General features: G+C 38.9%; 18 protein-coding genes and 2 tRNA genes. 16 read left to right on the top strand and 4 right to left on the bottom strand.

Going from position 1 to position 20731, the window contains the following annotated elements:
* A partial coding sequence (locus HN459_08095; protein MBT3479407.1) for an insulinase family protein occupies positions 1-2321 on the bottom strand: 2321 nt, incomplete at its 3' end.
* Positions 2322-2500: 179 nt separating this feature from the next.
* Between HN459_08095 and HN459_08100 the strand changes: the two genes are divergently transcribed.
* From HN459_08100 to HN459_08115, 4 genes are all read left to right on the top strand, one after another.
* Entirely contained in the window at positions 2501-3319 is an 819-nt protein-coding gene (locus HN459_08100) for a YHYH protein (protein ID MBT3479408.1), read from the top strand.
* Positions 3316-3837: a toxin-antitoxin system YwqK family antitoxin gene (locus tag HN459_08105; GenBank protein MBT3479409.1), complete on the top strand. Its 522-nt coding sequence runs from the start codon at positions 3316-3318 to the stop codon at positions 3835-3837. Before HN459_08100 ends, HN459_08105 begins: the two co-directional genes overlap by 4 nt.
* A complete protein-coding gene (locus tag HN459_08110) occupies positions 3837-4484 on the top strand; it encodes an SCO family protein (GenBank protein MBT3479410.1) in 648 nt (215 codons plus the stop codon). Before HN459_08105 ends, HN459_08110 begins: the two co-directional genes overlap by 1 nt.
* A 126-nt stretch (positions 4485-4610) precedes the next feature.
* Positions 4611-5741, top strand: a complete 1131-nt coding sequence (locus HN459_08115) for a DUF819 family protein (GenBank protein MBT3479411.1) — start codon at positions 4611-4613, stop codon at positions 5739-5741.
* Between the two features lie 123 nt (positions 5742-5864).
* Here HN459_08115 and HN459_08120 read toward each other — a convergent pair whose 3' ends face one another.
* A complete protein-coding gene (locus tag HN459_08120; GenBank protein MBT3479412.1) occupies positions 5865-6371 on the bottom strand; it encodes a hypothetical protein in 507 nt (168 codons plus the stop codon).
* A gap of 679 nt (positions 6372-7050) precedes the next feature.
* Positions 7051-7124, bottom strand: a tRNA-Met gene (locus tag HN459_08125).
* A 163-nt stretch (positions 7125-7287) separates the two neighbouring features.
* Here HN459_08125 and gdhA point away from each other — a divergent pair.
* Complete coding sequence (gene gdhA, locus HN459_08130) at positions 7288-8625, top strand: NADP-specific glutamate dehydrogenase (GenBank protein ID MBT3479413.1); 1338 nt, start codon at positions 7288-7290, stop codon at positions 8623-8625.
* 72 nt (positions 8626-8697) lie between these two features.
* Here the strand turns inward: gdhA and HN459_08135 are convergent, their stop codons facing one another.
* Entirely contained in the window at positions 8698-11685 is a 2988-nt protein-coding gene (locus HN459_08135; protein MBT3479414.1) for a hypothetical protein, read from the bottom strand.
* Between the two features lie 101 nt (positions 11686-11786).
* On the opposite strand from HN459_08135, the gene HN459_08140 reads away from it, so the two are divergent.
* The 11 genes from HN459_08140 to recN all read left to right on the top strand — a co-directional run.
* On the top strand, positions 11787-12440 hold the full coding sequence (locus tag HN459_08140) for a ComF family protein (GenBank protein ID MBT3479415.1): 654 nt from the start codon (positions 11787-11789) through the stop codon (positions 12438-12440).
* A gap of 8 nt (positions 12441-12448) precedes the next feature.
* Complete coding sequence (locus HN459_08145; GenBank protein ID MBT3479416.1) at positions 12449-13633, top strand: phosphoglycerate kinase; 1185 nt, start codon at positions 12449-12451, stop codon at positions 13631-13633.
* Positions 13634-13635: 2 nt separating this feature from the next.
* A complete protein-coding gene (locus tag HN459_08150; GenBank protein ID MBT3479417.1) occupies positions 13636-14406 on the top strand; it encodes a triose-phosphate isomerase in 771 nt (256 codons plus the stop codon).
* A gap of 3 nt (positions 14407-14409) precedes the next feature.
* Entirely contained in the window at positions 14410-14757 is a 348-nt protein-coding gene (secG, locus tag HN459_08155) for a preprotein translocase subunit SecG (GenBank protein ID MBT3479418.1), read from the top strand.
* Positions 14758-14768: 11 nt separating this feature from the next.
* A tRNA-Leu gene (locus HN459_08160) sits at positions 14769-14852 on the top strand.
* Between the two features lie 31 nt (positions 14853-14883).
* Positions 14884-16191, top strand: coding sequence for a tetratricopeptide repeat protein (locus HN459_08165; GenBank protein MBT3479419.1), 1308 nt, complete (start codon positions 14884-14886; stop codon positions 16189-16191).
* 26 nt (positions 16192-16217) lie between these two features.
* Positions 16218-16901: a TIGR02253 family HAD-type hydrolase gene (locus tag HN459_08170; GenBank protein MBT3479420.1), complete on the top strand. Its 684-nt coding sequence runs from the start codon at positions 16218-16220 to the stop codon at positions 16899-16901.
* 7 nt (positions 16902-16908) lie between these two features.
* The gene (gene acpS, locus HN459_08175; GenBank protein ID MBT3479421.1) at positions 16909-17256 is read left to right on the top strand and encodes a holo-ACP synthase; all 348 of its coding nucleotides are present in this window, start codon (positions 16909-16911) and stop codon (positions 17254-17256) included.
* Positions 17257-18780: an NAD(P)H-hydrate dehydratase gene (locus HN459_08180; protein MBT3479422.1), complete on the top strand. Its 1524-nt coding sequence runs from the start codon at positions 17257-17259 to the stop codon at positions 18778-18780.
* Positions 18770-19117: a VanZ family protein gene (gene vanZ / locus HN459_08185; protein MBT3479423.1), complete on the top strand. Its 348-nt coding sequence runs from the start codon at positions 18770-18772 to the stop codon at positions 19115-19117. The genes HN459_08180 and vanZ overlap by 11 nt, the downstream gene beginning before the upstream one ends.
* A partial coding sequence (recN, locus tag HN459_08190; GenBank protein ID MBT3479424.1) for a DNA repair protein RecN occupies positions 19114-20731 on the top strand: 1618 nt, incomplete at its 3' end. The genes vanZ and recN, both read left to right, overlap by 4 nt.

Below are 20731 nucleotides of genomic sequence, written 5' to 3' on the forward strand. Positions count from 1 at the left end.
CTAAAATTGCCACCCAGTTTCATATTCATAACTGTGGCAGGGAAAAAATCAGGATCAGTGCGAGCTAAGCCAAGGTAGCCAATGCGGATTTCTGACTGTTTGGCATTGGGTACATCGACAAAGTACACGGTTGCATTTTTATTTGGTACAGGCAATTTATATTCGGGGAACGAAACTTCCTTCGCATCCCAACCGTCGACTAGACCTTTAAATACCTTAACGGCTTCACTCCGGCTGATATTTCCTACAATGCTAACATTAGCCAGGTCGGCAGAGAAATTGGCATTATAGTAGCTTTTCAAATCATCCAGTTGTATTGCCTCAACCGATTCAACCGTTCCTACTGTGGCGTTAGCTAAAATATGATCGCCATAGATTAATTTGTTATATACATTGGATGCAATTGATGAGGGGACAGCGGCTCTTCTTTTAATTGATTCTGCTGTTTCCCGTTTGATACGGTCAAATTCTGTGGCATCCCAACGGGGTTCAAAGAGGATCTCTTCTACTAAGGCCAACGTTGCATCAAAATTTCGTTTTAGCGTTGTGGCTTCGATATTAATGGATTGTGCCCTTGTAACCATCCTGATAGAAGAACCGAGCGCATCGATAGCTTCTTCAAGTTCAACCGGTGTTTTGTTGGCCGTACCTTCCATTAGCATATCGGTAATGAGATTTGCAACGCCAATTTTGTTGGGTTCGTCCAACAACATACCGCCATCAATTTGAATGCCGAAGCTGATCAAGGGCAGTTCATCATGTTTGGCACCATAAAGGGATATACCTTTATCATAATCATGCTGCCAGATTTTTGGGAGATTTAAACGAGGTTGTGGTCCATCTACCGGTTCAACGGAACGGTCGAATGTAGATGGAATTTCAGATACATCCATGTCGCCTGTTCCAGCTTCTTTGGTTACATTTTTAACAATCTTTTCTTCCGAAATTGGAAAAAGGACAGATCCTTCAGCCACAAGATCGACTTTCCCTTTAGGGACAAAACTAGTCAATATATAATTTTGGCTTTTAATGTATTTTTCAAACACCCGTTTTACGTCACTCATGTTTACATCGAGGACCTTTTGGAGTTCACTCGCTATAGCATCGGGAGAACCATAATATTCATTATAATGGGCCAATTGAAATCCTTTGCCAAGAACAGAGGAAATGCCTTGGTAGAAACCGGTTTCATATTTGGCTTTTAGACGAGCAAGGTCTTCTGCAGTAAAGCTATCACTTTCAAATCGGGCAAATGATTCGTGAACGGCATTTTCAACATCGGTAAGACTTGAGGTTGGAAACCCATCGACAACAATATTAAATGTTCCTGCAATTTCTTGGGTACCGCTGTAAGAATATAGATTTGATGCCAGTTTCTTTTCTTCAACAATAACTTTATACAAAGGCGCCTTTTTACCATCGCCCATTAATTGTCCCAAAAGTTCTAATGCGGGAGCATCAAAATGTTTTTGATCAACCGTAGGAAAGACCATAGAAAGACGGGGGGAACGGGCGAAATTATCTTCGTGGTATAACTTTTTAGTTTTGCTTAATTCAACAGGCATGGGTTCGGGGTTACCATTGTCTGGACCTGCTTTAATTTCGCCAAAATATTTTTCAACCAGTTTTTTTACTTCTTTTTTATTTATATCACCGGCAATTACCATAGTTGCATTATTTGGGCCATACCATTCTTCATAGAATGAGCGAACATCTGTTAGTGTTGCATTTTGAAGATCTTCCAATTCACCAATTGTTGTCCAGTTGTAGGGATGGTCTTCAGGATATAAATTTTTAATTACCACATAATCTCCGTGGCCGTAAGGACGGTTATCCACACGCTGCCGTTTTTCATTTTGGACCACTTCCTGTTGATTCTCAAAAGCAAGTTGTGTTACGGTAGAGAGGAGCCAGCCCATCCGGTCTGATTCCATCCAAAGGACAGTTTCTAGCGCATTTTTGGGAACAACTTCATAATATACTGTACCATCTTTGTTAGTACCGCCGTTGAGGGTACCACCGACATTTTGAATTTTCTTAAAGAATTGGTCTTGTCCTACGTGCTGGGATTCTTGGAACAACATGTGTTCAAAAAGGTGAGCAAAGCCGGTTCGGCCGGGTATTTCACGATTGGATCCAACATGGTATTGGATGGCTACACCAATAATGGGATCTGACTTATCTTCATGGAGGATAACGGTCAACCCATTATCAAGTGTATATTTCTCATATTCAATATTAAATGGTGTATCTGCTTTCTGTTCACAACCAACCATAAAAATGGTCGCAAATAAGCTAATTATTAGTGATTTTTTAAACATGGAATTCTCCTATTACCAAATGATTAATTTCATTATAACAAACAGATTATCTGGTTGTTCCCTATATCGACAAAAATTACGTTAAATGGTTGTCCGAACATATTAAAAATTCTGTGTAATATTAACTACGGGTTAATTGATTAGTCTAATTGTTGAAAAAAAATAAAGGAGACCAAAAGATGAAACTTGCACGTTCCATATTATTCATTTTTACATTCATTTTATTTGGCTGTGATGAGGTAGAGAAGAATACAAATGATGGAATTGATAAAATGAATGGGGTGAAATTTGATTTAACGAAAGTATTTAAATATTTTGACACTTCGGTAAATGTCTATGTTGATGGTGATGATATTGTAATTAATGCGGATGGTGTTCCTGGACATAAAAGTCCATATTTCCCGCAGACGGAAAATTTATCTCAAAATGGATATTACTATTGGGTGGACAGTGACAATGATGGCACTAACGATATGTGGTCAAATGGTCAATCGAACTTTCGACAGAATCCAAATTATATTGCTGAACGAAATTATACTTTTCGGATTCCTTTGAATCCAAAAGTGTCCAACCAAACATCAGATACTTTTATGGGGCCGATTGGTGTAACAATCAATGGAACGCCATTATTTAACCAGTATGAAGCTGGGAATACAGTCCTAATGCCAGGAGAAGGTATCGCACAAAGTTTAGATGGTAGCGCCGGCCACCCTGCAATGCGAGGGGATTATCATTATCATATGATTCCGGATTCTGTCCTGAATTCTACCGAGGATAATTTTATCGGTTTTGCTGCTGATGGATTTCCTGTATACGGTCCCAAAAATGATGATGGGAAAAATGTTTCCGATTTAGATGATAGCCATGGTGAATTTGGTCCAACGCCCGATTTCCCCGACGGTATCTACCACTATCATACCACATTCACTGCACCGTATATCGTGGGATCTTTTCGCGGTTCGATTGGTTTTGGATGGGGCGGAGGGCCTGGAAATTGAGAATATTTATATTCTCTATAATATTTTTAATGGTAGGGTGTGAGTCATCAACCGTCACATTTGATGAAACTTTTTCAATAAATAATGGTGAACTATATCACAATAACTCCCTTTTTTCAGGTCGTCTTATTAAAACTGAAATAACAGGAACTTGGTCGAAATCCTTTTATAAGAATGGAAAAAGAGAAGGGTTGAGCATTCGTCATTTTGCCGATGGGAATAAAAAGTCTCATGGTAAGTTTCGAAAAGGAAATCAAGTTGGAACACATTTAGGGTGGTGGCCCAATGGACAAATTCGGTCAGAACAATATTTTAATGATGGTCTACTGAGTGGCGAGGTGAAAGAGTGGTTTGTAAATGGTCAACTGGCCGTACTGAATCATTTTTCTAATGGACGACAAGATGGACTTCAACAGGGTTGGCGGAATGACGGAGATTTACGTTTTAAGTATACCTACATTAATGGAAAACGTTATGGTTTTATGGGTTCATCTCTTTGCATGAGTCCTTACCAATAATGAAAAAAGTCCTCATAATATCAGCAGTTGGAATTTCTGTAGCATTCGTATTTTTCTTGGGAAATGGTTCTGAACCATTTCGGTTACCCATTTACCACCCATCAGATATTGATCCCGATTGGGTGGATAAGGAATTTGTTGATAAAACTCAAGTTCATAGAATTCCAAGTTTTAGTTTTATGGATCAAAATGGTAATGTGATTACCAATGAAGTATTTGATGGTAAAATTTATGTAGCGGATTTTTTCTTTACCACTTGTCCGGGGATTTGCCCCACACTCACTAAACATATGGGTAAAGTTCAGAAAGCCTTTAAGGACGACCAAAATGTGAAGATCATTTCCCATACGGTACATCCTGAAAATGATTCAACTGCAGTCTTGAAAGCTTATAGTGAAATGCACAGAATAAATAGTAATCAATGGCATTTGGTTACAGGAAAAAAATCCGAATTGTATGGCATTGCTCGGCAGGGATATTTCAGTATTTCTAAAATTGAAGAAAAAATGAAAAATGCCTTTATTCATACAGAAAATTTCATTCTCGTAGATCAAGAACGTCGAATCCGAGGCATTTATAACGGCACAATCGCCCATGAGGTGAATCGTTTGATAGAGGATATTCAATTGCTTAAAAAGGAATTATAAATATTTTCTATGAAAAGGGAGAGTATGTGGCTTTTCACTCCTGCAATAGGAGAGGATTATGGGGTGGTCAGGAAAGTTGATTCTAAATAATGAAAAATATATAGAAATAGAACCAGAGCAGAATAAATGATTTTACCCATACTGATTGTCGCAATAACTGTTACCTTTATTTCAAAAATCCAAACTGTTGAGTCGCCTTTTTTACAGCGGATCTTTAATTGGTTCCCACCTATTTTATTCGCTTATGTGATTCCAGCAATTATAACCCATACATTCAATTTAGATATGGGTTCTTCAGCCATTCATGGTTTTAGCAAAGGAATTATTATTCCTTTGGCTATTCTCTGTGTCATGAGTGCATTGCTATTCAAGCAATTGCGAATTGTGGGAATTAAGCCAATTTTCCTTTTTGTTTCAGGATCATTCATCATTGCTGTTTTGCCGCCAATTTTGGTTATGCTTTATCAAATTATTGATCCGGTCGCGGCAAAACAAATTATTACAGAAGAATTATGGCGAGGCTTGGTTCCGATTGTGGGAAGTTGGATTGGGGGAAGCACTAGTCAATTGGTACTTAAAGAAGTTGTGAATTGCTCAGAAGAATTATTCGTGGCTATACTAGTTCTTGACAATATTTTAGTAAATATTTGGACTATTCTTATGTTTCAATTCATTAAACGAAGTGATAAGATTAATCGATGGCTTAATATTTCTGCTGAAAAGCCACAATTGTCAGTGATGAATTTGGAAAAAGTTAAAAGACGTGATACATGGATCACCATCGGGGTGGTGTCTCTCATATCTTTTGGATTTTACGTGGCAGATTTATCCTTTTTGTTGAAGGTGGTTATTTTATCATTTATAGGGTTGGGATTGGGAAATTTGATTCAGTCATGGGATCATCAAATTGTTCTTAAGTTGGGGGGGAAGTTAATTTTGATCATTATGGCAACATTGGGATTAAAGCTCAATTTCAATGCATTTGATATTCCAACATCTTTGATAGGCATTAGCATTGTTTGGATTATCCTTCATTATGTGGGTATGATGATAGTTGCCTATTACGCCAAGATACATGCCGCTTGGATCCCCATAGCTAGTATGGCAAACCTAGGAGGAATTTCAACAGCACCGGCTGTAACGGCTGCATATGAAAAGGAATGGATGCCCCATGCCATAGTTCTAGCAATTTTGAGCATGGTTAGCGGTACGGCTTGGGGATTATTCACAATCGTTTTATTTGAGTGGATTATATAATTTAATCACTTTTCATCGACCATGTATATTCGATGCCCACATTGCTATGAGATATAATTGAAATAAAAATGCCCCATCCTACTTTAAACAGGACAGGGCATTTTAGTCTATATTCTTCTGTGTTTAGAAGGAGTAGGTAACAACAAGACTCATTACATTATATTTCATTTCTAATGCATTAATTAGTTCATTTAATCCGTCACCATCAGGTTTCATTTCTAAACTATGGATAGTGTATAGTGCTTCTGCTCCTACGGGTATGAGTGGCATTTTGAATCTTAAACCAAGGCCATAGGCTAAACCGGGATCATAAAAATCAGCCGCATCGCCCATTGGCATTGAATATCCAGCTCGAACTATTCCTCTGAACATGGGTAACCCGACAGGAATTTTGCCAACGGCATAGCCGTAGACCATATCAATTCCTTCGTCGCCACCAGCAGTGTATTCACCTCCAACGCCAATTAGGCTAAGAAGCATAAACTCATATCCCAAGGTAAAGCCCATACCATCTATTTTTTTTTCACTAATACCGAGTATGGATTCTTCTCTCGACGCATCAATTCCAATTCGTAATTGGGCTGTTGCCAAGGTTGTTAATAATATTAAAAATACAGTTATTCGTTTCATTTTATTCAATTTCCTAAGGTTATTGTGAATCAATCTAAAACAAAAATAATAACAATCAAATGTTCTCATGCCTAATTATAAAGTCTGTCGCTTATAAAAAATAATAACAAACCACTTCTTTGTAGTACAGACATTCCTGTTTGTTTTTGTACAGACAGGAATGTCTGTACTACAGGAGATAAAACTACAAGCGTAATTGGTGCTTGCCTTAAAAGTAACCGGCGAGACCAAAAATGATAGATAATGCCATTATCCAGTTTCAGTCTAGATCCCTAGCAAAAGGCAAGGCTACGGTGTGTAGGCGGGTTAAGGTATATGATTATCGGCACGACAAAAAAATAAAAAACTTTGTAACTATTTGAGGTGACTTACAGAAGTAACTAAGTAGAAGGACTCAAATATTCTAAGAAAACTAGCAACAATAATAATTTTCACTTTCCTATTATGGGGACAGGGTAATGGTGATGTGATTGGACGAATTACACTACCACTGGGTAAAGTAGATGTTATGTCAACCAAGGCATTGACTGGTGGCGGTAGTACCGGTCCTGAACCATTTGAATTACCACCGGATTGGCCGGCGTTGTAGAATACATATGAATTAAATTGGCCAAAAATCGATAATGACAGCAATGACACTAAATAAAAAATCCCCATTATGGGGATTTTCTATTTTAAGTAGCGGCGCAGGGACTCGAACCCCGGACACCCGGATTATGATTCCGGTGCTCTAACCAGCTGAGCTACGCCGCCATAATATCTTTAAAAAAGCCGCCGAACTTACAGGAATAAAATATTTTCTTTCAAACAATTTTATATGAGTTTTCCCCCAAATCACCTTTAATTTCCGTAGCTTTATGGAAACCCAAAAAGAATAGTTTGAGTTCTTATCATTCGTATCGTTCAAGGAGAGTCAATGTATAATTCAATTGAAGAATTTATGGGCCAGGTTGAGGCCAAGAATCAAGGTGAAAGAGAATTTCATCAAGCCGTCCAGGAAGTTGTGGAATCTCTATGGGATTTTTTACAAGATCACCCAGATTATATGCATGCAAAAGTATTAGAAAGAATCACTGAGCCGGAGCGGGTTATCATGTTTCGTGTGCCATGGCGCAATGACCGAGGCGAAGTGGAAGTGAATCGTGGATTCCGGGTTGAATTCAATTCAGCCATCGGTCCTTATAAAGGTGGCCTTCGATTCCATCCATCAGTTAATCTTGGCATCCTGAAATTTTTAGGCTTTGAACAGGTGTTTAAAAACAGTCTAACTACGTTGCCTATGGGTGGCGGTAAAGGTGGGTCTGATTTTGATCCCAAGGGAAAAACTGATAATGAAGTAATGAGTTTTTGCCAATCTTTTATGACTGAATTATCTCGTCACATCGGTCCTGATACTGATGTTCCGGCGGGAGATATTGGTGTAGGCGGCCGCGAGATTGGTTACATGTTTGGTCAGTATAAGCGTATTCGTAATGAATTTACCGGTATTCTAACGGGAAAAGGGTTGAACTGGGGTGGAAGCCTTATTCGACCAGAAGCTACTGGTTACGGCTGTGTGTATTTCGCAGAAGAAATGCTGAAAACCAAAGGTGATTCATTTAAAGGAAAAACAGTTACAGTATCTGGTTCGGGAAATGTAGCGCAATTTGCTACCGAAAAAGTGAATGATCTAGGTGGAAAGGTTGTTACCCTTTCTGATTCTAGCGGTTCAATTCATGATTCAGATGGAATTGATGCAGAAAAACTGAAATTTATCATGAATCTAAAAAATGTAAAACGGGGTCGAATTAAGGAATATGCCGATAAATTTGGTGCCACCTATTTAGAAGGTCAACGCCCTTGGAGTGTACCGTGTGATGTTGCATTACCTTGTGCTACACAAAATGAAATTAATGAATCGGAAGCCAAAACATTGATAAAAAATGGATGTATGGCTGTGGCTGAAGGTGCGAACATGCCATCAGAGCCAGGAGCCGTTGAAGTCTTCCTTAATAATAAGATTCTTTTTGGTCCTGGTAAAGCTGCTAATGCGGGTGGTGTTGCCGTATCTGGTTTAGAAATGAGCCAAAATTCTATGCGGTTATCTTGGAGCAGGGAAGAAGTTGATCAGAAATTGCAAAGCATTATGAAAAGCATTCATACTGCCTGCGTAAATCATGGCCAAAAAGGTGATTTCACAGACTATGTAAAAGGTGCCAACATTGCCGGTTTCATCAAAGTGGCAGATGCTATGATGGATCAAGGCGTTGTTTGATCTAAACTAACTCAATTATAAACTAAATAAAAGTCTCTGTTACCCTGAACTTGTCGAAGGGGCAGAGGCTTTTTATATTCCGGAAGCTTCGTGTTCATCCATGATTTCCTGTGCTTCATCCAATGGTTTTATAATCGCGCCTTCTCCGGTTTGCCCATCAATTGTTACAGTAACTGGACGATCCAAATGAATCCATTTAGTATATTTGGTAACGGAATTCACAGGTTGTTCGTCTATCCATTTCATATTCAACCGGTCCATTTCCTTTTTATGATTAATAGTGAAATAACCAATCCGCATGCTAGTCACATTCTGGAAGAAATGACTACCGAATGATGGATCAACGGGAAAAGAATCCATACCAACTTCAATGATAACTTTAGCATTTGAAATCTGATCCCAGTTTACAGGGATGCCCAACCAAGGATCGGCGGAACCCCATCGGCCGGGACCAATAAGAATAAACTTTTCGCCATTGGGCATTTTGCTGTTGATGTGCTCAATATCTTTGGCGATAGTTTGGGTGTGTGCCGCATCAAATACCTTGGGATCAACGATTACAATATTTTGAAGATTATCAATAACCCCATTCCCTAATGCAATAGAACTGGAACAAATTATATCATTTTTATTTAATGAATCAAATTTCTGGACGCGATCCAAACCGCCGATAACCATGGGTTTTATTTGTAATAAACAAAATTCATGCTTTTTATTTTGATCTTTATAAAGATTTACAGCAAATTCAATTTCTACAGGACAGCCCAATGCATCTTCGCCCATGGTCAATACCTTTGTCAAAAGTTCAGGTATGGGCGCTGTCTTCCATTTGAGCAAAGAGGGGAATGTAATTACACGGGTCCCTTTATGGCGGAGCGAATCACGAATCACATTATCTTCCTCAGAAACAACACTCCCTGCCCAACGCAATTCCCCATCACCTTCGGCAAAACTAAGGTCGTAAGCTGATGTATTTTCTTTTTCACCGTATTTCATCAGCTTATTTCCTTTTTCCAAATTCAGGGCATAAAACTGATTTTGAGAATTGGCGATAGTTGATCGAACAGAAAAGTATTGGGGAATAATTCCGGGATATTTTGGTGAAAATCTTAAGGATTTTTCTCCTTCAGCGATTGTGCGTCCCAAACCCAATGCTAAGAATGCAACACCTTCTTCTCGTTTCATATATGAAATGGGGTAATAATTAAAACTTTGAGCAGATCCACTTGCCGAGGGATAGAAGCGATCTTCGTGTTGTTGTCCAATCAGTTCCATGATAATTACGGCCATCTTTTCTTCTTCATGACGATGGACAGACCCTTCAATCAATGATTTGGGTTCCTTAAAATATGTAGATGCATAGACTAGTTTTATTGCTTTTGTTAATTGTTCTAACCGAGTTGTCCTGGATTTATCTGAATTGGAGAGCATGAAAGTAGAATACATTCCTGCCAATGGTTGATATTGGGAATCTTCTAGGAGGCTAGAAGAACGAACGGCAATGGGATATTTCACTTTAGATAAATAGCGGGAAAGGGTGTTCAATAATTCTTTTGAAAGGGATGCCTTTAAGAATGCCTTTGAAATGGCTTTATCTGGTTTGTTTTTAGAAAAAGCCACCTTCCATAATTTATTTTCATTCATAAAAAAGTCGAACTCATCTGTTCCAATCACGGCTATCTTAGGTACGCGTGAATAAATATCGGGGAATTCTTTATTTATTTTTCCGTCAGATAGCATATTGTTTGCAAAAGCTAGACCGCGTGCTTTACCTCCCAGTGAGCCAGTAGCGAGGCGGACAAAATTTAGCGATTCATTTTTTGTAGTGGAAGAATATTGAACTATCTTACCTTCGTGATGGGCTTGAATACCGGCATCAATAAGTTCAATTATCAGTTTTCTTAACTCGTCTAAACTTTTAAAATCATGAACTTTAAGTGGTCTAATATTTGAAGCTATTGAAAATTCCGCACGTACCGCTAACCAATTCGAAAAGTGATTTTTTGAAGCATGAAATTCCAGTGAATTGTCAGGTATCTTTGTCAGTGATTTTCGGAATCCCAATAGGTCGTTTGCTCGGGCGATCTCTTTGCCGCGGGGGTTTCTAAATATGAAATCGCCAAAGCCGAAATTGTTTATAATAAAGTCATCCATGTCTTGAAGCAAAGTGGCCGATTCTTTATGAATGAATGAGGCAGTAACTTTTTTTGCATCCTTATAATGCTCAAGGTTCGTGGATTGGAGCACCACGGGCATATCCGAATCCTTCTGGCGGATATATTCCACCAACTTAACGCCTGCGTGGAGATCCAAATGGCCACCCTTTGGAAAACGAACATCGGATATGAATCCTAAAATATTGTGGCGGTATTTATCATAGTATTGAACAGCTTCTTCGTAGGAAGAAGCAAGGATGATTTTTGGCCGTGCCCGGAATAATAAAAGTTTGTCAGTATCGGACAAACTTTTATTGATCAAATCACGCGCGTGCTTTAGGGCAATACGATAGATCAAGGGTAAAATAATAGAGTAAAACCGAGGGTTATCTTCCACTAGGACGATGGCGCGAATATCGGCAATTTTATAATCCCTGTGAAGGTTCATCCTATCTTCAATATATTTTATGATAGCAGGAAATACATTGGCATTCCCCGTCCAAATGAAAACCTTTTCGATTGTTTTTTCAAGACGGTCCTGAGGTAAATTAGTGATTTCTGATTCATCAAATGCCAATAGAATAATTGGCTTCCCTGGGTAGGATTTTTTAACCTTTTCACCAAAAGTTATTGGATCCATGTCTGCAATTCGCATCATAACAATAACTAAATCAAAACTGCGGTTGGATAACATTTGGAGGCCAGTACTAGCATTTTTCGCATGCCAGACTCGGGGGGCATAACTGAGGTTCATACCTAGGTATTCGTATAGAATTTGCTGGGTGAGTCGTCCATCTTCCTCTAAAATAAAGGCGTCATATGGACTAGCCACAAGAAGGATCTCGTGAATGCGGTGAAGCATAAGATCTTGGAAATTTATGGATGCTTTAGGTTCAGTAGCCATGTTGTACTCATGTGAAAATTAACGCACTCTACCATCTATTTAAATAGAATTATATGTAGATTCCACATATGAATTATCATCAGTCGGCCGCCAGCGTATTAATGAAATTGATATTTCCCAATTTCTGTTTATCCTGTGAGGATAAATCGGCAAGTCGATATTTATCTTCTGGAATTCTCTGTAAACCTTGTATTGGAAAACTTGAACCGACTGAAAAAGAAAATCGAATTAATGAGATCCACTTTCCTGAATACATTGATGAAGCTTACTCTTGTTGGTGGTTCAACGACACCTTACAGGAAGTAATCCACCAACTGAAATATGCAGATCGGGCAAGGATTGGAAGTGAGATGGGGAAATATGCTGCCAAAGAATTTCAAAAAAAGACCTTTCAGAATGTGGATTTAATTACAGCAATCCCCCTTCATCAAAAAAAGGAAAGAGAGCGGGGATATAACCAAGCGGGGTGGATCGCTAAGGGGTTTGCAAGGCAAATTGGCCGACCTCATGATCTAACTATTATTAAGCGAAAATCATATACTATTTCACAAACTACACTTGATCGAGAAGAACGTCTTCAAAATATGGAAAATGCTTTTGTAACTTCCCGCCCCTTGAAAGGAATGAAAATCGGAATTATTGATGATGTTTTGACAACGGGCGCCACAATGTCCGCTTGTTCAAAAGCTTTAAAACAGGGTGGTGCAGACTATGTAATGGCAATAACCCTGGCGACACCTAAAATAAAAAAATAAAAAACCTCGTGATAAAACCTCTTAAATCTTTTGATCTTAAAGAAAAGCGTATCCTCATTCGTGTGGATTTTAACGTACCTATCGAAAATGATCGTGTTGTCGATGATTTTCGGATTCGGGCCGCCCTACCTACAATTCAGTATTGCCTTAAAGAAGGGGCCAATGTTGTATTAATGTCCCATTTGGGAAGGCCGAATGGAAAGGTTTTACCGGAAATGAGTTTAATTCCTGCCGGAGAAACTTTGGCGGACCTATTAGAAATGCCCATTAAGTTTTCTGATGATTGTGTTTCCGAGGATGCCCATGATGTATCTTTGGGGCTCCGCGGGGGTGAAATTCATTTACTCGAAAATTTACGCTTTCATATTGAGGAAACGAAGAATGACCCCATCTTTAGTGCGAACTTGGCTAAGCATGGTCAAATTTATATTAATGATGCTTTTGGAACCGCCCACCGCGCACACGCATCCAACACAGGTGTAGCTAAAAATTTCACTCATAAAGGAATGGGCTTTCTTCTTGAGACAGAAATGCAATTCCTTTCTGAAGCTATGATAAAACCTCAACGGCCATTAACCGTAATACTGGGTGGCGCAAAAATCGATTCGAAATTGAATCTAATCCATAATTTTATCGGTAAGGCTGAACACATTCTCATTGGCGGTGGAATGGCTTTTACTTTTTTAAAGGCTCAAGGGAAGGATATAGGAAATTCTCTAGTTGATGAATCTATGATTCCAACCGCAAAAGCGATAATGTCGAAGGCACGTGGAAAATCAAAATTGGTCTTTCCAAAAGATATAGTATGTGCTGAATCCATGAAACATGGTGATCAAATAGAAGTCTTTTCAGCGGGAAAGATTCCTGATCATTTAATGGGTTTAGATATTGGTCCTGAAACGGTGGAAGCTTTTTCTGAAATAATTGAAGATTCTGGAACTATTTTATGGAATGGCCCCATGGGAGTTTTTGAAGTTGATGGATTTCAAAAAGGCACCCAAAATATAGCTCTAAAGCTTGTTGAAGTAACCAGAGGGGAAGCCATGACCATCGTTGGTGGTGGTGACTCAGCTGCTGCCATCAATAAATATGGATTAATGAAACAGGTTAGTCACGTCTCAACTGGCGGCGGAGCTTCTTTAGAACTTTTATCTGGGAATCCTCTTCCCGCAATCTATTCATTGGAACTTTAATTATGAAATTTAAACCTATAGTTGCCGGAAACTGGAAGATGCACAAAACACGAGATGAAGGAGTCTCCTTCGTCGGTAAAATCAAAAATCGTGTATTGGATAAGGCGGAAGCAAAGGTTATATTCTGCCCGCCTTTTACGACGCTCTTTTCCATAGTTGAAACAATTGACGGTTCCGATTTTAGTGTTGGTGCACAAAATGTACATCATAAAGCACAAGGCGCTTTCACCGGTGAAATTTCAGTGGAAATGCTAAAATCCGAAGGTGTCGAATACGTAATTTTAGGTCATTCTGAACGGCGTCATGTCTTTGGAGAATCTGATTCTTTCATTAATAAAAAAGTGCATGCTGTATTAGATGGTGGATTGATTCCCATGTTTTGTATCGGCGAAACATTGGAAGATCGACAAGCAAACAGTACAATTGATGTGCTTAAAGATCAAATCCAGATTGGATTGAAAGGATTAGAAACTATCGATCCGGAAAATATGATAATCGCCTATGAACCGGTATGGGCAATTGGAACTGGTGAAACAGCTTCCGAGGAACAGGTGGCAGTAGCCCATTTTTCTGTTAAATCCATTCTTGGAGGAATGTTTGGCGAAGAGGGCAATGAAGTGCCGATTCTTTATGGTGGATCAGTGAATGAAAATAATGCTGCTGAATTGATCCAGATTAAAGGTGTAGATGGTTTTCTTATTGGCGGAGCAAGCCTAAAAGAAGACAGTTTTTGCAGCATAATAGAACAAGTATCAAAATTTTATAAGAGGTAAATCGTGTTAGGATTTTTAATTACAATTCATGCAATTATCAGTTTATTACTGATCACTGTGGTGTTAATGCAAGCCAGTCAGGGCGGCGGATTAGCCGGTTCAATTGGTGGTCAAACAACCAATGCTATTTTTGGCGGACGTAGCGCCGCAACTGCTTTGAGCAAAATTACTACTTATCTTGCGGTAGCTTTCATGGGCTTGGCCCTTTTGATAAGCCTTGTGGGATCACCATCTGCCGGTGATGGCAGTTCGGTTATCGAACAAGCGCAAGAAGAGCGTACATTGGCCCCTTCTAATGAGGAATTAGTATTACCCACTTCGCCACTTCAAAAGGCAGAAGATAAGCAATAGTTTGGGAATTTGCCGAAGTGGTGGAATTGGTAGACACGCATGCTTGAGGGGCATGTGGGGGAAACCCTGTGGGGGTTCGAGTCCCCCCTTCGGCACGATAAATTTAATATGAGGAAGAATCACACAATGTTGAAAAAAATATCTATTATTACCCTGTTGATGGGATTTGTTTTCGCACAATCGCCAGTTGAATTATATAATAACGCTCAAACAAGTTTAAACGCTGGGAAAATTTCAGAAGCTGAGGCGGGGTTTAAAGCAGCCTTAGAAGCAGATCCTACCTTTGCCCCGGCAAACCTGGGATTGGCCCATGTAGCTCTACGTAAAGGCGACTTAAAACAAACTCAAGCATTTTTAAAAGAAGCCATTGATGCTGATCCGGAAAGCCAAGATTTCCGCGACGAATTTGAAAAATTGAGTGAATTGAATACACTCATGAGTAAAGGGATACGATCCATGAAGAATGGAGAGGTAGAAGATGCATTTGAATCATTCCGAATTGCTTCCGAAAAATTTCCTAATTACCCTGAATCAGTATTCAATATGGGATTGGTTCACTTTCGTAAAAAAGAATTCACCGATGCTGTGGGTTATTTTCATAAAACAATGGAAATAAACCCTGGGCATAAAACAGCATTGGCGGCCATAAAAAATGTAGCCAAAAAATATTTTAACTCTGGCAATCAATCTTATAAACGGGGTGATTCGGAAGGTGCTTTAGATTCTTATGAAAAAGTGCTGGAAGTAGATGATACTTTTTACCAGGCACTTTACCAGATTGGTGTGATTCAATCTAAATTGGGTGATAAAGATGCGGCTACTGTATCGTACGAAAAAGCATTGGCTGTAAATCCCCAATTCTATAAAGGCTATTTTGCTTTAGGATTAGCCAAAAGCGGTCTGAATGATTCCGAAGGCGCTTTGGCTGCATTTGAATCTGCAGTTGATATTCACCCTGGATATGACAAAGCATATGGCGCAATGGGAGATATTTACATCGCTAATAAAAATTATGAAAAAGCTAAACAGGTTTTGAATATGTCCATTACTGTTAATCCAAAATATGCCAAAGGATATGCAAGTCTCGGTATAATCTATTTGGAAGAGCAAAACTGGGAACAAGCTTCAACAAACTTGGTGAATGCAACATCATTGAATGAACGTGATGCTATGAGCTTTTTCCGATTGGCAGGTGCTTATAATGCCTCAGGTGATTGTAATGGTGCCAAGGATGCAGCTCGTAGCGCAACAGAATTAAAAAGTCGTTTTGGGGGTGGTTGGTTTGAATTGGGTGTTGCTGAATGGTGCGGTGGAAAAGGTAATAAAACAGGCGCAGTAAATGCATTTGAAAAAGCCAGGAATGACCGTTCATGGCGGAAAATGGCAGAATATGAAATTGATAAAGTTAAAAACCCCCAGAAATACGAAAATTAACCCTTAAGGGGTTTGGATTATAAGCGATGATTAAAGCAATCATCTTTGATTTAGATAATACGCTGCTTGATTTTATCAAGATGAAGCAGTTTGCAGTTAAGGCGGCTATTACTGCAATGAATGAGGCCGGTCTCCATGTTGACGAAGATAAAGCTTATCAAGATATTTTTGATCTTTACATGGAAAAAGGATGGGAAAACCAACTGGTGTTTGATGACTATTTAAACCAGACAACTGGCGAAGTTAGTCATAAAATTCTCGCCGCAGGAATTGTATCCTATCGCCGTGCCCGTGAAGCAACTTTGCTCGTTTATCCCAATGTAAATAAAACACTGATTCAATTAATAAAAATGGGAATTAAGCTTGCTGTGGTCTCTGACGCCCCTAGCCGTGAAGCTTGGATGCGTTTATATTACCTAAACCTCCATCATGTATTTGACCCTGTGCTAACATTTGATGATACTGGCGTACGTAAACCGTCTCCAAAACCATTTGAAATGGCATTGAAACATCTTAAAGTAAAACCAGACGAGGCACTCATGATTGGTGACTGGCCGGAGCGAGACGTGGTTGGCGCGGGACAAATTGGCATGAAGACCATTTTCGCTCGTTATGGCGATACATTTGGTACTGTTGATTCCGGTGCAAATTATGATGTAAATGATATTTACGAGGTGGTTGGAATCATCGAGGAGTTGAACGACGTCTAATCCTTTCATCGGAACGGATATCGTTTCGGTAAAACGAATTAAGCAATTGCTGGAAAAACACGGCAATCGCTTCAAACAAAAAACGTTTACCCCCAAAGAAATTGTTTACTGCGATGGGAAGGCTGAACCCGCTATACATTATGCAGGAAGGTTTGCCGCGAAAGAAGCTATCAAAAAATGTTTTTTATCCTCAGGATTGGCTGTGCAAATTGGATTCAATGAAATTGAAATTCTACCTTCTGATACTGGTGCGCCGATTGTTTTACCAATCCACAAATATAAATATAATAATCTAAAAGTAAGCATTTCCCACGAATTCGAATATGCCATAGCTATGGCCATCTTGGCAATCTAAATGCAGTTAGTTACTCGCCAACAATCGCGAGACTTTGATCGATTAGCCATGGCTGAGTATGGCATAACTGGCGAAATATTAATGGGGAATGCCGGTCAAAAAATAGCAGAATTTGTTCGTGCTCAACTGGTTAACATACATCAGCCACATATAGGAATTGTTTGTGGAAAAGGGAATAATGGGGGAGATGGATATGCCACTGCTGTGATCCTTTATAACTGGGGTTTTCGTGTTACCATATACTCATTGGTTGTGAATGAGGTGAAAGGTGATTCCAAAATTTATCATGAACAATGTAATGAAGCAGGAATAACCATTATTTATAATGCCTTACTACCCACTACAAAACCAAAATTTGATTTAATGATAGACGGACTTTTAGGTACCGGTTTTATTGGGAAAATTAGAGAAGAACTTTTTCCTTGGGTTGATTGGTTGAATAATTGCTGCGAAACAGTTTCTATTGATATTCCATCGGGTGTGGATGCCAATTCCGGTGTAGTCGATAGTCATGCGGTAAACGCCAATCATACGATTACTATGGGTTTTTCAAAAGTGGGTATGATGATTGAACCGGGGAAAAGTTATTCCGGGCGGATACATCCTGTGGATATTGGTTTCCCTAATATTGTGTCTGATTTAGATGGTCGTAAATGGTCAGCTATTTCTCAGGAAGAAATTCAAACAATTATAAAACCCCTACACAAATCAACCTATAAGCATATCCAAGGAAAAGTGCTTTTAATTGCCGGATCAAAAGGGATGACCGGTGCGGCCTATCTCTCCACAATGGCAGCCTTGCGAAGTGGTGCTGGATTAACCATTACTTGTGCTCCCGCATCACTTAATAGTATTTATGAGGAAAAAATAACAGAAGGAATGACCGTTCCATGCGAGGATAACGGCCGTGGATATTTATCCAAAGAAAATTATAATGAAATTATGAAATGGGTAGAATGGTGTGATGTGGTAGCAATAGGACCCGGTTTAGGAAATAATAGTGGAACTGCAGATTTGGTTGAAAAATTGGTTCAAGCTGTTGAAAAACCTATGGTAATTGATGCGGATGGGTTACGGCCATTTTATAACAATATGGATTTGTTCAACCAAATTAAGAATGAATTTGTGATTACACCGCACTTGGGTGAAATGAGCCAATTGATAGATACCCCCGCAGATAGAATACGCAATGACCTCCCCACCGCAATTGATAAAATGATTAATAATTTTGCTGGTGTACTTATTGCCAAATTTGCACCTTCTTTGGTTGCATGGGGTAGTAAAGGTGCTGTTAATTCCACCGGGAATCCAGGCTTAGCTACGGCAGGGTCAGGTGATGTATTGACTGGAATGGTGGCATCTTTCATGGCACAAGGATTCAATGCAGTAAATGCGGCAAAAGCAGCAATCTATATACACGGAAAGGCAGCAGATCAATTGGCGAAATCCATTAGTCAGCGCGGTATGATCGCGGGAGATTTATTATATAAAATCGGCAAGGTTCTACATGAATATGAATCATAAAACGTTTCGCATTCTATTGGTTGCCTATATGCTATTGATATTGAGCGTATCCAGTTTGCCGGGCCAAAGTATCCCAAAGACTTGGCTGCTTACATGGGATAAACTGATTCACTTGGTGGAATATTTTATTTTGGGCGTGTTGGCTATGAAAAGTATGAATTCCATATTAACAAAGAATCTGAAATTCGTAATCTCATTTGGAATCTTTTTTGGTTTCACGGATGAATATTTACAATCATTTATATCAGGACGGTTCTCCAGCGGATGGGACGTACTTGCGGATACGATAGGTGTTGTCATTGGAGCACTCCTTGTTTTAGGAAATGATAAAAAGTGATTAACCATATTTATATAAAAGATTTTGCCATAATTAGGGAATTGGCGCTTCCAATCAAAAATGGTCTAACGGTAATCACCGGTGAAACTGGTGCAGGAAAATCAATCCTATTGAAATCATTAAGTATTGCATTGGGTGCTAAAACAGATAAAACGGATGTTCGTAGCGGCCAAGAGCAATCTGTGGTTGAAGTCGAATTGAGCGTGAATGGGAAATCTGATATTTACAGACGATTAATCAGTAAAGGTGGTCGTACCCGTTCTTTCTTTAATAATGAACCGATGGCCGAACAGCCTTTTCGGGAATTGGTAAATCCTTTGGCAGATTTTCATGGTCAACATGAACAACAATATATTATGAATGCCACAACCCATGTTGATTTTTTAGACAGTTTTTGCGATTCAGAAGAGTTGATTCAAAAAACAGAGGCGGTTTATTTAGAGTTATCCCAAACGATAAGCAAATTAGAAAAGTTAATTGCATTGCAAAAAGATGCTGCTAACAGAAAAGAATTACTCCAATTTCAAATCCAGGAAATTCAGGCGATTGATCCACAAATTGACGAAGATATTGATCTTGGGAAAGAGTTTAAGCGATTAAACCATGTGGATGAATTGATTGCCACTATTCAAAATTTAAACCAATCCTTAACCGAAAATGATCATTCTATATATCGTCAATTGTCATCTTCTTTGAATGAGTTAGAACGCCTTGCAAAATATGACGACGCTATAAGTCCATTTATTGGTTCTATCGAAAGAGCTGCATTATCTATTCAGGATGCATCTGCGGGAATGGTTCAACATGTGGAATCTATTGATATTGATAAAGACCACCTTCAAGAAATTGAAGAACGTCTCCATGCGATTGAATCTTTAAAAAGAAAATATGGTGGATCTATTGAATCGGTGCAATCTTTTATTGAAGAGGCTGAAAATGATTTGGCGGAATTATCTGGTTTAGACCAAAAAATATCTGAACTAGAATTAGAAAAATCTCATTTAATTATACGATATCAAAAGTTTGCGGATCAATTAAATCAGAATCGAACAACATTTTCCCAAAAAATTTCTTCCGAAATTGAATTAGAAATGGCAGAACTCAATATGGGTGGTGCAAAATTTCAGGTTCAAATCATTCATACCGAAGACAACAGCAGCTTCATAAAATTTGAAGATAAACCGGTAAAATATGGCTCTAAAGGATATGATAAAGTAGAATTTTATCTTAGTGCAAACCCGGGAGAATTGCCGAAGCCATTAGCCAAAGTTGCTTCTGGTGGAGAGGTGTCGCGTATCATGCTGGCGATTAAATCTGTCTTGAAAAAAAGCGATCCTGTTGAAACATTAATCTTTGATGAAATTGATTCAGGTATCTCCGGACAAGCGGCAGAAAAGGTGGCGGAAGCATTGGAAAAGTTAAGCCAAGAAAAACAGGTAATATGTATTACCCATTTACCCCAGATAGCATCTCGGGCACAGCACCATATATATATTCATAAAAAATTAAAAAGTGAGCATACAGAAGTGATAGCAAGATATTTGGATAGTGGAGAAAAAGTTCAGGCCATTGCAAAATTATTTAGCGGTGAAAGTGTAACATCAGAGGGTATAA

It is taken from the genome of Candidatus Neomarinimicrobiota bacterium (assembly GCA_018647265.1).
Taxonomy (GTDB): domain Bacteria; phylum Fidelibacterota; class Marinisomatia; order Marinisomatales; family TCS55; genus TCS55.

Excerpts from the sequence above, each read along its gene's own strand:
- HN459_08135 (MBT3479414.1), bottom strand. The coding sequence starts at position 11,685 with ATGGCTACTGAACCTAAAGCATCCATAAATTTCCAAGATCTTATGCTT.
- HN459_08165 (MBT3479419.1), top strand. The coding sequence starts at position 14,884 with ATGTTGAAAAAAATATCTATTATTACCCTGTTGATGGGATTTGTTTTC.
- HN459_08180 (MBT3479422.1), top strand. The coding sequence starts at position 17,257 with ATGCAGTTAGTTACTCGCCAACAATCGCGAGACTTTGATCGATTAGCC.
- HN459_08120 (MBT3479412.1), bottom strand. The coding sequence starts at position 6,371 with ATGAAACGAATAACTGTATTTTTAATATTATTAACAACCTTGGCAACA.
- HN459_08150 (MBT3479417.1), top strand. The coding sequence starts at position 13,636 with ATGAAATTTAAACCTATAGTTGCCGGAAACTGGAAGATGCACAAAACA.
- HN459_08100 (MBT3479408.1), top strand. The coding sequence starts at position 2,501 with ATGAAACTTGCACGTTCCATATTATTCATTTTTACATTCATTTTATTT.
- HN459_08110 (MBT3479410.1), top strand. The coding sequence starts at position 3,837 with ATGAAAAAAGTCCTCATAATATCAGCAGTTGGAATTTCTGTAGCATTC.
- HN459_08115 (MBT3479411.1), top strand. The coding sequence starts at position 4,611 with ATGATTTTACCCATACTGATTGTCGCAATAACTGTTACCTTTATTTCA.
- vanZ (MBT3479423.1), top strand. The coding sequence starts at position 18,770 with ATGAATCATAAAACGTTTCGCATTCTATTGGTTGCCTATATGCTATTG.
- HN459_08140 (MBT3479415.1), top strand. The coding sequence starts at position 11,787 with ATGAAATTGATATTTCCCAATTTCTGTTTATCCTGTGAGGATAAATCG.
- gdhA (MBT3479413.1), top strand. The coding sequence starts at position 7,288 with ATGTATAATTCAATTGAAGAATTTATGGGCCAGGTTGAGGCCAAGAAT.
- HN459_08170 (MBT3479420.1), top strand. The coding sequence starts at position 16,218 with ATGATTAAAGCAATCATCTTTGATTTAGATAATACGCTGCTTGATTTT.